This window comes from Mesorhizobium denitrificans (assembly GCF_003403035.1).
Taxonomy (GTDB): Bacteria; Pseudomonadota; Alphaproteobacteria; order Rhizobiales; family Rhizobiaceae; genus Mesorhizobium_G; species Mesorhizobium_G denitrificans.
Genome location: NZ_QURN01000001.1, coordinates 161,036 through 173,427, shown reverse-complemented (window position 1 = coordinate 173,427; position 12,392 = coordinate 161,036). Strand labels below are relative to the sequence as shown.

Annotated in this window: 11 protein-coding genes; 7 read left to right on the top strand and 4 right to left on the bottom strand. The window is 58.4% G+C overall.

What is annotated here, in order from left to right:
- Position 1: 1 nt before the first annotated feature.
- The 3 genes from DY251_RS00825 (at position 2) to DY251_RS00815 (ending at position 2,195) form a co-directional block, all read left to right on the top strand.
- A complete protein-coding gene (locus tag DY251_RS00825) occupies positions 2-490 on the top strand; it encodes a GNAT family N-acetyltransferase (RefSeq protein WP_116621944.1) in 489 nt (162 codons plus the stop codon).
- 3 nt (positions 491-493) lie between these two features.
- The gene (olsA, locus tag DY251_RS00820; RefSeq protein WP_116621943.1) at positions 494-1,288 is read left to right on the top strand and encodes a lyso-ornithine lipid O-acyltransferase; all 795 of its coding nucleotides are present in this window, start codon (positions 494-496) and stop codon (positions 1,286-1,288) included.
- A 67-nt stretch (positions 1,289-1,355) separates the two neighbouring features.
- A complete protein-coding gene (locus DY251_RS00815) occupies positions 1,356-2,195 on the top strand; it encodes an aldo/keto reductase (RefSeq protein WP_116622268.1) in 840 nt (279 codons plus the stop codon).
- 416 nt (positions 2,196-2,611) lie between these two features.
- On the opposite strand, the gene ligD is transcribed toward DY251_RS00815, so the two are convergent.
- The 4 genes from ligD to cysK form a co-directional block, all read right to left on the bottom strand.
- Positions 2,612-5,050 (bottom strand): DNA ligase D, encoded by a 2,439-nt coding sequence (gene ligD / locus DY251_RS00810; protein WP_116621942.1) that lies wholly within the window; start codon positions 5,048-5,050, stop codon positions 2,612-2,614.
- A 3-nt stretch (positions 5,051-5,053) separates the two neighbouring features.
- Positions 5,054-5,881, bottom strand: coding sequence for a non-homologous end joining protein Ku (gene ku, locus DY251_RS00805; protein ID WP_116621941.1), 828 nt, complete (start codon positions 5,879-5,881; stop codon positions 5,054-5,056).
- Positions 5,882-5,940: 59 nt separating this feature from the next.
- Complete coding sequence (locus DY251_RS00800) at positions 5,941-6,447, bottom strand: YciE/YciF ferroxidase family protein (protein WP_116621940.1); 507 nt, start codon at positions 6,445-6,447, stop codon at positions 5,941-5,943.
- Positions 6,448-6,979: 532 nt separating this feature from the next.
- The gene (gene cysK / locus DY251_RS00795) at positions 6,980-7,945 is read right to left on the bottom strand and encodes a cysteine synthase A (protein ID WP_116621939.1); all 966 of its coding nucleotides are present in this window, start codon (positions 7,943-7,945) and stop codon (positions 6,980-6,982) included.
- A gap of 457 nt (positions 7,946-8,402) precedes the next feature.
- On the opposite strand from cysK, the gene lptC reads away from it, so the two are divergent.
- From lptC to rpoN, 4 genes are all read left to right on the top strand, one after another.
- Positions 8,403-9,098 carry an LPS export ABC transporter periplasmic protein LptC gene (lptC, locus tag DY251_RS00790; protein WP_158553200.1) on the top strand — a complete coding sequence of 232 codons (696 nt, stop codon included), beginning with the start codon at positions 8,403-8,405 and terminating at the stop codon, positions 9,096-9,098.
- 1 nt (position 9,099) lies between these two features.
- Positions 9,100-9,684 carry an LptA/OstA family protein gene (locus tag DY251_RS00785; protein ID WP_116621937.1) on the top strand — a complete coding sequence of 195 codons (585 nt, stop codon included), beginning with the start codon at positions 9,100-9,102 and terminating at the stop codon, positions 9,682-9,684.
- Complete coding sequence (lptB, locus tag DY251_RS00780) at positions 9,684-10,481, top strand: LPS export ABC transporter ATP-binding protein (protein ID WP_116621936.1); 798 nt, start codon at positions 9,684-9,686, stop codon at positions 10,479-10,481. Before DY251_RS00785 ends, lptB begins: the two co-directional genes overlap by 1 nt.
- A gap of 208 nt (positions 10,482-10,689) precedes the next feature.
- On the top strand, positions 10,690-12,195 hold the full coding sequence (gene rpoN, locus DY251_RS00775) for an RNA polymerase factor sigma-54 (RefSeq protein WP_116621935.1): 1,506 nt from the start codon (positions 10,690-10,692) through the stop codon (positions 12,193-12,195).
- Positions 12,196-12,392: the final 197 nt, after the last annotated feature.

Sequence of the window (12,392 nt, the reverse complement as noted above, 5' to 3'; positions counted from 1 at the left end):
AATGCGCATACCGTTTCTGAGTCGTGATTACGTGTTGGAAGCCTTGGATCCAAAGTATGCCGATATGCTCGCAGAGTTGCACCGCGAGGATTTCGTTCGCTCCTGGAGTGCTGAAGAGTTTTCCTCTCTCTTGGCCGAAGAGCCTGTTTTCGGCTTTGTCGCGCGTGAGGTGGGCTATCCCAATCAGGATATTGCAGGTTTCGTACTCGCTCGTGAGGCAGCGGGCGAGGCGGAAATCCTCACCGTCGCAGTCGCGCGTTCGCGGCGGCGCGAGGGGCTTGGCTGGCGTTTGATGGATGCAGTTTTGCGCAAGCTGCACGCCGACCGTGCCGAGGCGCTTTTCCTTGAGGTCGATGAAACCAACCTGCCCGCTGTCGGGCTTTATCGGCGGCTCGGGTTTCATCAGGTCGGCAAGCGCCCCAATTACTACGAATCCAAGGGCCCGCATGGCCGCACAAACGCGTTGGTCATGCGGCGAGATCTGCGATAGCCGATGATCGGCAAGCTGCGGACATTCTCAGCCGTCGCCCTGTTCGTGCTTGTCACGCCCTTTCTGGCTCTGGCGCAATTGCTGGCGCTGCGCGGCCTTTTCTCGCCAGACATAATCCCGCGCCTCTGGCACCGTCTGATCCTCAAATGCCTGGGTCTCAAAGTGCGTGTGCGCGGCTCGCTGTCGGACAAGCGCCCGCTGCTCGTCGCGTCGAACCATATTTCCTGGGCAGATATCATGGTGCTCGGTGCAAAGGCCGATGTGCGTTTCATCGCCAAGGCTGAAGTCGCGGGCTGGCCGGGAATGGGCACCATCGCGCGGCTCAACCGCACGGTATTTGTCGAGCGCGAGCAAAAGCGAAAATCCGGTGAGCAGGCCAGCGAGATTGCCCAACGCCTGATTGGCGGCGACGCGCTGGTGCTGTTTCCTGAAGGCACAACTGCCGACGGCAACTTCCTTCTGCCATTCAAGAGCACGCTTTTTGGCGCCGCGAAGCTCGCGCTCGATGCGGGCGCCGAAACGGTTTACATCCAGCCGGTCGTTCTCGCGTACACCCGCCTTCACGGCCTGCCGCTAGGGCGTTACCGCCGCCTTTTCCTGTCATGGACGGGCGACATCGGCCTGCTGCCCAGCTTGCTTGAAATCCTGAGTCAGCGCGCGATGGACGCTGAACTGCACTTTGAAGAGCCGGTCGCCTTCGCTTCAAACAGCAGCCGCAAAGAGGTCGCGCGAGAGGTCGAAAGCAGCATCCGCAAAAAGTTCCGGGTAATTATCCAGCACCCCGAATCGAGCCGATAGCGCCGCTCTACGGGTTCCGCATTGGTGCGAAATGGTTCAGTGTGTTCGCAACGTGAAAGGACGCGTCATGACCTTGCGCACCACGAAACTACCGTCCGGTGAAAGCGTGCCGGTGCTTGGGCAAGGCACGTGGAACATGGGTAATGATACGCGCCAGCGCGACACGGAAGCCGATGCGCTCCGGCTGGGGCTTGATCTCGGCGTCACGTTGATAGACACGGCGGAGATGTATGCCGACGGTGGCTCCGAGGAAGTCGTCGGAGACGCCATCGAAGGCCGTCGCGACGACGTGTTTCTCGTTTCGAAGTTCCTGCCGTCAAATGCGTCGGCCAAGCGCGCACCCGAAGCCTGCGAGCGGTCGCTCAGGCGCATGCGAACGGACCGCATCGACCTTTATCTTTATCACTGGCGCGGGTCTGCGCCTCTGGCGGAAACCGTCGAGGCGCTGGAACGCCTGCGGCAGGCAGGCAAGATCCGCTATTGGGGCGTGTCGAATTTCGATACAAGCGACATGCTCGAACTGGAAGCTCTGCCCAGCGGCGATCATGTCAGCGCCAATCAGGTTCTTTACAATCTAAAGCGCCGTGGCATCGAGTTCGACCTGCTTCCATCGTTGCGCGGCAGCGGCATTCCGATCATGGCCTATTCGCCGGTTGAACAGGGGGAACTCCCCAGCGACCGTCGGCTCTCCGCAATCGCTTCGCGTCACGGCGCAACCCCGGCACAGATCGCACTTGCCTGGACCATGCGCACCGATGGGGTGATTTCAATTCCGAAGGCCTCGAAGCTGGACCACGTCCGGCAAAACCGCGCCGCCGCCGACATTGTCCTGACCGACGACGACCTTGCGGAACTCGACCGCTCCTTCCCGCCGCCAAACCGCAAGCGCTCGCTTGAGATGATTTGACCGCGTCAAATGCAATCGCCTCAGACCCTCGGGTCAAGCCCAAGGGTGAGGGGCAGCGCCAAGCCTTCAATAAGCAGCGCAATCACCCCATGTAGGATAACACACTCCACCCTTTACATTTTAGCAATTTGCGGAATATGGTCCCGCCAGATTCGGCCATCCGGCCGAATCCAGGGGCTTCAAAACTCCTTATAGGAAGGTCTGTGTCGACCGAAAACGGCACATCCACGCGCCTTTATGGCCGGGGAGACTCCCGTGCATGTCCAGAGCTTCGGCTTAAAGACGGGAGTGGCCGTTTCCTATACGGTTTTTGAACTCCCCGGTCACCAAAGGGGCGAATGTGATAAATACGGCCCCTTGGTGACAATTTCATAACGGAGGCGAAATGATATAGGCTCGTGTTGAGCGCGACAGGCTCAACCCGGCAGTTTCTTGCCTGCCTCGAAGAACCCCTTCCACGGATCAGCGGCTTTCATCCGCTTTTCGATCTCGGCCATATCCGTCATGGAAAATGCGTTCGGCGGCAGGCCGTTTTCGACATCGGACCACGGCACCGGCAGCGAAGCCGTCGCACCCTTCTTGGCCCGCGAGGAATAGGGCGCGACCGTCGTCGAGCCACGACCGTTGCGCAGATAGTCGATGAATATGCGCCCCTTGCGCGCCGCCTTGGAAAGCGTCGCGGTGTATTTCTCCGGCGCGGATTGCTCCATCGCCTTGGCAAACGTGTGCGCGAATTCTTTCACCGCATCCCATTTGGCGGAAGGCTTCAGCGGCACCAGAACATGATAGCCCTTGCCGCCCGATGGCTTCACAAAATTCGGCAGGCCAAGCTCGTCCAGCCGCGCGCGCACATCCAATGTCGCAGCCAGCACATCATCCATCGAAAGCCCCTCGTCGGGGTCGAGGTCGAAAATGATCTGGTCCGGCTTTTCGATTTCGGCAATCGTGCTGCCCCAGATATGCACTTCCACGACGCCGAGTTGCACCAGCGCCGCCAGCCCGTCAAAGTCGCGGATGAACAGCAATTCTTCGCCGTCTTTCGCGTCCTTCACCACGCCAATCGCGCTATCCATGCCTTTCGACGCATGCTTCTGGAAAAAGCGCTGCTTGTCGATGCCGTCGGGCGCGCGCACGAGGCTCAGCGGACGCTCCACGACAAAGCGCTCCATACGCGGCCAGACAACGGAATAATACTCCAGCAAATCCTGCTTGGTCACGCCTTCGTCCGGCCAAAGCACCTTGTCGGGGCTTGAGAGTTTCACCGATGTTTTCACCTTCGCTGACCGCTGTTTCGGCGCATCGCCAACAGGCTTTTCCTCAACCACCTCAGCAGCAGGCTTGTCGTCGCGCAATCCCTGATAGGAAGCGTGGCGCAGAATGCCATCCTGCGTCCAGGCGCGAAACTCGATCTCGGCCACGAGTTCGGGCTTCACCCAGATCGCGCCGCGTTGCCGGCTGCCCTCGCCCGCAAATCCCGGCTTGTCAGAAATCAGCGGCTTCAACCTGCCAAGCAACTCATCGCCGGACTTTACAGTGAAACCGGTCCCGACACGACCGGCATATTTCAGCTTGCCCTTCTCATTATAACCCACCAGCAGCGAGCGCAGCCCGCGGCCTGTCTTCTCAGACGCCAAATATCCGACAATGATAAATTCCTGCCGCTGTGTGCATTTGGATTTGATCCACACCGCCGCGCGACCGCCGATGTAAGGCGCATCCGCCTGCTTGGACACAACGCCTTCCAGCCCCAGCCGACACGCATGTTTGAGCATGATACTGCCCGGCTGCACGAAATGGTCGCTATAACGCAGCGGCGTGTCCGCCTCGTCAGGCCCAAGCAATTCTTTCAGCTTCGCCTTGCGTTCGATCAGCGGTTCCTTGCGCAGATCTTCGCCGTTCAGCCACATCGCGTCGAACAGATAATAGCTCAGCGCTTCCGTATCGCCGGTCGAAAGCGCCTGCTGCAGATTGGCGAAAGACGTGCCGCCGCTTTCATCCAGCGCTACCACCTCGCCGTCCAGAATAGCATTCTCGCAATCGAGCGCTGCCAGCGCCTTTTCGAGCGCGCTACCGAATTTCTCGGTCCAGTCCAACCCGGTTCGCGTCAGCAGTTTGACCTTTCCATTCTCGATGTGGGCCTGCATCCGGTAGCCGTCGAACTTCACTTCATGCAGCCAGTCCTTGCCTTCGGGCGCGCTGGTCTTGAGTGTCGCGAGACAAGGTGGCACGAAGTCCGGCATCTCTGCCGCCGGTCTGCTCTTTGTATTTGCTCGCTTTGGGACCTTGCCTTCCGCGATGTCCTTGATGCTCAACCCAGACACCACCGAGTCCGGCTCATCTTCCAGAATATCGCCATCGGGTCGCGCAGCGGAATCCTCTGCCTTGATCAGCAACCAGTTGTCGCGCTTTTCGCCCTTGCGCGGTTTCAGCCGCACCAGATGCCAGCCGCCGTGCAGTTTGTGGCCATCGAGTTCGAAGGAAATATGCCCCTTCTTCATGCCCTTGTCGGGATCGCCTTCCGGCGTCCAGGTGCCTTCGTCCCAGACGATAACCTCGCCCGCGCCGTAATTGCCTTTCGGAATCGAGCCTTCAAAGCTGCCATAGTCGTAGGGGTGATCCTCGACATGAACGGCCAGCCGCTTCTCCGATGGGTCGAGACTCGGGCCCCGCGTTACCGCCCAGCTCCACAGCACGCCATCATGCTCAAGTCGCAGATCATAATGCAGCCGGGTCGCCGCATGCTTGTGAATGACGAATTTGCCGCCGCCTTCCTTGCGGCTCGCAACCAGCCCGCGCGGCTCTTTGGTCTGCGAGAAATCGCGCTTGTCGCGATAGGTCTGGAGCGGATCGGCCACGGCCTATGCAGCCTTGCTCTTTTTGGATTTGGTTTTTGGCGTGTCGCCGCCGGTGTCCTCCGCCAAGCTCTTTTTCAGCGCATCGAACAGATTGACCACGTTGGACGGTTTCGCGGCCTTCTTCGGTGCGGCAATCTTTTTACCCGCCTTCTTGGCCTTGATGATCTCCAGCAGCGCGTTCTCATATTTGTCCTCGAACGCCGCCGGATCGAACTTGCCCTTTTTTTTGTCGATGATGTGCTCGGCAAGGTCGAGCATGTCCTTGTCCACCTTCACCTTGCGGATTTCATCGAACACCGTATCCGGCCTGCGCACCGTGCTTTCATACCGAAGCGTAGTCAGCAGCAGGCCGTCATCCAACGGCTCCACCACAACAGGCCGCTCGCGGCGATGCAGTACGATGCGCGCCAGCGCTGCCATCTTCTTCGCGCGCATAGCGTCGCGGATCACCGCAAACGCCTCTTCTGAAACCTTGTCGCCCGGTGCGACGTAATAGGCCGTGTCCAGATAGATCTGCTCAATCGAGCTTTTCTCGACAAAGCTTTCGAGACTGACGGTATCCGAAGATTCGATCCGCACCGCGTCGAAATCCTTCTCCTCCATCAGCACATATTCGCCGCCCTCAACCTCATATCCCTTCACCTGCTCGTCATTCTCCACCGGTTTGTCGGTGTCGGAATCCACATAGATGCGCTTCACGCGGTTGCCCGTCTTGCGGTTCAAAACGTGAAACGAAACCTTCTCGGAATATGTGGTGCTGTTGGACAGTTCTATCGCGCAGGTCACGAGCGATAGTTTGAGGTATCCCTTCCAGACTGGACGCGGCGCCATTCTACCCTCCTAACGCGCAGCAAAACGGCGTGGATTAAACCACGCCGTCTCGCTTTTGTTTACTCCGCAGCAGCCAAATTGATCTTGCTTTCCGCCAGATCCGTCAATTTGCGGTCCGCTGCCTTTTCCTGATCGAGATTCGTCTTGAGAACGGCAGCACAGTCGCTGCGGCCAAGCTGCTTGGCCCACTCGATAAGCGTGCCGTAGCGCGTCATCTCATAATGCTCGACCGCCTGCGCGGCCGCGATCAGCGCCGCATCCAGCACCTGCTTGTCGTCAATATCGCCGGTCACCTCGTTTGCTTCTTCAAGAATGCCGTCGATGGCCGGGCAGCGCACCGCCTTAGCCTTCACACCATGCATCTCGAAAACCTGCTCCACATTCGCAATGTGGCCCATCGTCTCCTCAAGGTGTTTCTCAAACCCCTTGCGAAGCATTGGATTTGTCGCCTTGTCGATCATGTCAGGCAGCGCTTTGCTGATTTCCTTCTCCGCATAATAGATGTCGCGGAGCGTGTGTACGAACAGATCGTCCAGCGTTTTGATGTCTTTTGAGAAAAAGCCCATTGCGGCCTCCTGTTTTTGAGAGATCCTCGGAAGGGCGGGTGCGCACCGGCGTTCCTGTTTCCCAACGCGACAGGTCTGGGTCGGTTCCGATACTCCATGGAAATGCGCGCGTGAGTGGTGTTGCCAATTCAGCACAGCAACCGGAGGACGTGCGCCTACCTCAAAAGAATTAGCTTGAAACGGCCAAATTCGGCCTTTGCGCCCGTCTTTCTTCCCAATCGATTCACGGTCGATTCACCAGTTGACCGTAAAAATTCACTCCATATTCGGAAGGGACATCCGATGGGGACCGGGCAATGGTTGTGTGGATAAAGGTTGCGCGTTGCGCATCAATCATACGCGAGTTCGTAGCACCTAGCTATCGACCGGAGCGCCACTACATGCGTGGCCCTGGCCCTGCCTGCGCACGCCGCTGCGGTGGCGCGTTCGAACATTCGACAGCGCAGTAAGCAGTCCCTTTCCGAAACCGACTCTCAGGCAGCAGCGCCCGCGCTCGCATATCCGGCGCGGGTGTCTGCTTTCTGGGAGCGAGTTACGCCCCAAGACCCTCAAACAGAACCGTTGAAAGATAACGTTCCGCGAAAGACGGGATAATCACGACAAGGTTCTTGCCCGCATTCTCGGGACGCGAGCCAACAACGATCGCCGCCTGCAAGGCCGCGCCCGAAGAAATGCCGACCGGCACGCCCTCCAGCCGCGCTACCAGCCTTGCATTGGCAACCGAGTCATCGTTGGAAACCTTGACGATTTCGTCATAGATCGAGGTATCCAGGATAGCTGGCGCGAACCCTGCGCCAAGGCCCTGAATCTTGTGCGGACCCGGCTGACCGCCCGAAAGCACCGGCGAGGCTTCCGGTTCCACCGCCACCACCTGCACTTTCGGATTGCGCTTCTTCAGCACCTGCCCGACGCCCGTAATGGTGCCGCCCGTGCCGATGCCCGCAACGAAAATATCGACCTTGCCATCAGTATCGTTCCAGATTTCCTCGGCAGTGGTCTGGCGATGGATTTCCGGGTTGGCGGGGTTCTCGAACTGCTGCGGTATGATCGCGTTCGGGATAGTTTGCGCCAGCTCGTCAGCCTTGGCGATAGCGCCCTTCATACCCTTCGGACCTTCGGTCAGCACAAGTTCAGCGCCAAGCAGCGCCAGCATCTTGCGGCGCTCGACCGACATCGTCTCCGGCATGGTCAGGATAAGCTTGTAGCCCTTCGCCGCGGCCGCGAATGCAAGCGCAATGCCCGTGTTGCCGGAAGTCGGCTCGATCAGCGTGGTCTTGCCGGGCGTAATCTTGCCCGCGGCTTCCAGCGCTTCGATCATGGAAACCCCGATGCGGTCCTTCACACTGGCGATCGGATTGAAAAACTCAAGCTTGGCGATCAGATTGGCAACGATTCCCTTTTCCTTGGCAAACTTGTCCAGCCGCACCAGCGGCGTGTCGCCAATCGTTTCGGTAATCGAACTGTAGACCTTACCCCGGCCCCGCGTTTTCTTGGACATCGCTTATCTCCCATATGTTCGGCGACACATTAGGCTGCGAATAGCAAAAATCGAGATGCAATCCATCAAACTTATTGCGCGAAAGCGAAATCCCATTCTCGTCTTGCGTGTCTATGGAGAATAATTGTTCTCTCAAATCAGAACGATATCGACATCTCGCTGCTGACATTTGTTCTGCGCAAAACTCGAACATTTACAAAGCGTAAACACAGAGGTGCGAATAGGCTCCGCAGGATGCCCACTTAAATCTGGAACACCAAATCACCATATTGACGTGGGATGAGCGCGCGGAAAATAGCATTTCTGTTACCACATGAACCGCCCATCGAAAAAACCGGTGGTTTGGCGGGTGAGGAAATTCTATATTGGTATTTCAGCGGGTGCGGAGCGCTTTGATAAATTTTCCCGTTGACCTCATTTTTGGCGCGCCGACCGGCGGCAGATGGAATTCGTAATCGTGCTGAGCAAATCTGGCGTACAAGCAGCGCAGACTTTTGATCCCGTGGCGTCGGATGACGGTGCGCAGAAGTTTGCCGCCTTCCGCAACGCCCAGCGCCATTCGCGCCGGGTTTCCTTTCTCAAGGTCGCGCTCCCGCTTCTGACAATCGCCATCGCAGCAGGCTTTTTCGCCTATTCCTATGCGGTCACGCCAGCCAAGGTGAGCCTCAACGTCGCAGATTCCGCCATCTCCGATGGCAAGCTGGTTATGGCGAGCCCGAAGCTCGAAGGCTTTAACAAGATGAACAAGCCCTATTCCATGACGGCGCTCAGAGCCTATCAGGATTTGACCAAGCCCGGCCTCATCGAGCTTGAGGACATCAGCGCCAAGCTGCCTTATGACGAGGAAAACGTCGCCACCATCGCAGCCGCGCGCGGCTTTTACGATCAGCAGGCAAATACGCTCCAACTCGAAAACGGCTTGACGGTTAGCACGACTGACGGCATGTCGGTAAAACTCGATACGGCCTACATCGATATAGCCAAGGGCAATCTGAAATCAGATCTCCCCGTTGATATTCAACTGAGAGGTTCTCGCATCCAGGCGGATTCGATGACCATTCAGGATCAGGGCCAGCGTATGGTATTTGACAAGCGCGTGCGTATGGTCGTCGAACCAAAAGACGCTTCGCTGCAAAAGTCGGACGGGAGCTGATATGAGGGGTTTTTGCATCGATTGGCGCATGGCGGCGATTGCTTGCGTTGTGGCTGCGTCTGCTCCGCTCGGCGCGCTTGCGCAGCAGAACGGTTCTGCCAGCCAGCTATCCGGCTTGAAGCTCTCCGGCGACAAGCCTATCCAGATCGAGAGCGACCGGCTTGAGGTCAACGAGGCCGAGAGCATGGCCGTGTTCTCCGGCAATGTGAACGTCGTGCAGGGCGCAACCGTTCTCAAGGCCGGCAAAATGACCGTCTATTACATCAAGGACGGCAACACCAATGTCGCCACCGGCGGTTCTTCGAACATCGATCACCTCGAAGTCGAAGGTAAAGTCTACGTCAAAGCCGAGACGCAGGTCGCGACCGGCGACCGCGGCACGTTCGACATGAAAACCGAGGTGCTGACCCTTTCCGGCAAGGAAGTGGTGCTGTCGGATGGTCCCAATGTTCTTGTCGGCTGCAAGCTGACGGTTCAGATGAAAACCGGGCTGGCCAATGTAGATGGTTGCGGCGGCGGCCAAAGCACTGGCCGCGTACGCGTCCTCATGCAGCCCGGATCGCAGAAACAATCGCAAAGTCAGTAATGTCCCAATTCGAAGCGGCAGCAACGCAGGCGCGCACCGGCCCGGCGGGTCGGCCCAATGGCACGCCCCCCGAGCAAGGAATCCTGACCGCAAACGGTCTGGTCAAAAGCTATAAGGGCAGACAGGTCGTGCGCGGCGTGTCGTTCGATTTGCGCGCTGGTGAGGCCGTTGGCCTGCTCGGCCCTAACGGCGCCGGCAAGACTACCTGCTTCTATATGGTCACAGGGCTGGTTCCCTCTGACGAAGGCACCATCCGCATCGACGGTTTCGATGTAACCGGAATGCCAATGTATCGCCGCGCCCGCCTTGGCGTCGGCTATTTGCCGCAAGAAGCCTCGATCTTTCGCGGGCTGAGCGTGGAAGCCAATGTTCGCGCCGTGCTTGAGGTCATCGAGCCCAACCGCGACCGTCGTGAGGCAGATCTCGATGCGCTCCTTGAGGAGTTCCACATCAGCCATCTGCGCAAGGCTCCCGCAATTTCGCTCTCCGGCGGTGAACGCCGCAGGCTGGAAATCGCCCGCGCGCTGGCCAGCCGCCCGAATTATATGCTTCTCGACGAGCCATTCGCCGGCATCGACCCAATCGCCATCAGCGACATCCAGCAGCTTGTGCGCCACCTGACCGCCCGCGGAATCGGTGTTCTCATCACCGATCACAATGTGCGCGAGACGCTCGGCCTCATCGACCGCGCCTATATTATCCATGCCGGTGAGGTTCTCACTCACGGCAGGCCGGACGCCATCATTACCAATCCGGACGTGCGCAGGCTGTATCTCGGCGAGGCTTTCAGCCTTTAAGCAATCTTGCGCTCTGTTCGCGTTTTGCGCCCAAAAGGTCACTTTCCAGCAACCTTCAATTGCGAATTAAACGCAATGGGGCATCCAATCAGCGCAAATTGATGTTTGCCACGAGTGTTGGCCTTGACAAGCAATATCCGGGCCAGATTGACTTCGGGCGCCTTGCACTTGCGCAGGGAGTCTTTTGTTCGGAGTAATAGTCAAGCCCGTGGCACTCACTGCCAAACTCCAACTCCGCCAGTCGCAGTCGCTGGTGATGACGCCGCAGTTGATGCAATCCATCAAGCTGCTGCAGTTCACACATGCCGAATTGGAGGCGTTCATAGATCAAGAGATTGAGCGCAACCCGCTGCTTGAGCGCCGCGACGCCGAAGACGGCCCCGATAACGAGCCGCAGGAGCGCTCGGCCGATGAGCGCGATGACGAGGAATGGTTCGAAACCGGCGCGCCACCTGCCACTGCGGATATGGCTGGCACGCTCGACACATCGCTGGAAAATGTGTTCCCCGACGACAATGACGCGCGCGAACCTGTCAGTCCGGACCTTGCCGCGAATTGGAAGTCCGGCGCTGGCTCAGCCGGTGGCAGCTATGACGACTTCGATCTGGAAGACGTTGCGCGCTCGCAGCCAACCTTGCGCCATCATGTGGGCGAGCAAATCGTCCTCGCGGGTTTGAGCCCCCTCCAGTCTTCCATCGCCTGGGATTTGACCGACAGCCTGGATGAGATCGGTTATCTGCGCACCGAAGTAAATGAAACGGCTGAGCGGCTAGGCGTCGATCCGGTTGAAGTCGAGCGGACACTTGCAATCTGCCAAACGTTTGAACCGGCTGGGCTTTTCGCGCGCGATCTTGCCGAGTGCCTTGCCATCCAGCTCAAGGCTCTGGACCGATATGATCCAGCTATGGCCAAATTGCTCAGCCATCTGGACCTGCTTGCCCGGCGCGATTTTGGAGCGCTGATTCGCATTTGCGGGGTCGATCAGGAAGACCTGAACCAGATGGTCGTGGAAATCAGGGCGCTGGACCCGCGCCCCGGTCTGGCGTTTACGAGCGGATCGGTCGATACCATCGTTCCCGACGTCAATGTCCGCGCCAACAGCGATGGCAGTTGGGCGCTTGAGTTGAACGCGGCTGCGCTGCCGCAGGTTCTGGTGGACAATATTTATTACACGGAGGTGTCCGCCGCCGCCCGCAACCGCGAAGAGCGCGAATTCATTTCCGACTGTTTGCAGAGTGCCAATTGGCTCACCCGCAGCCTCGATCAGCGCGCACGGACGATTCTCAAGGTTGCAACCGAGATTGTCCGTCAGCAGGATAGCTTCCTGGCGTATGGCATCCGCCATCTCAGGCCGCTGAACCTGAAAACCGTCGCCGACGCCATCGGAATGCACGAATCAACAGTGAGTCGCGTCACCGCGCATAAATACATGGCGACGCCGCGCGGCGTGTTCGAGTTCCGATTCTTCTTTACGGCAGCGATTCAATCTGCCGAGGGTGGCGAGGCCCATTCTTCAGAAGCCGTGCGGGATCGCATTCGCGCTCTTATCAGCGAGGAAGGCGATGAAACACTTTCAGATGATGCGATTGTGGATATCCTGCGCAAGGATGGCGTAGATATAGCGCGCCGCACGGTCGCCAAATATCGCGAAGGCATGAATATACTATCTTCCGTGCAGAGAAGGCGGGAAAAGCGGGCGCAAGCGGCGGCTTGATTGACAATCGCCTGACGAATGTCTAGAAGCCCGCCCGCAAGAGGCCCCGGCACAGGAAATTAAGCGTTGGTGGCGCGACATTCGTGATCAACGAGAAAATTTGAAGATCAAATCCGGTTTGTCGTTGCAGCAAACCTTGTTCCCCCAGACCACGGGTATAGAGTGCCCTCGGACGGTTGTCTGAGCATAAAGGTTCG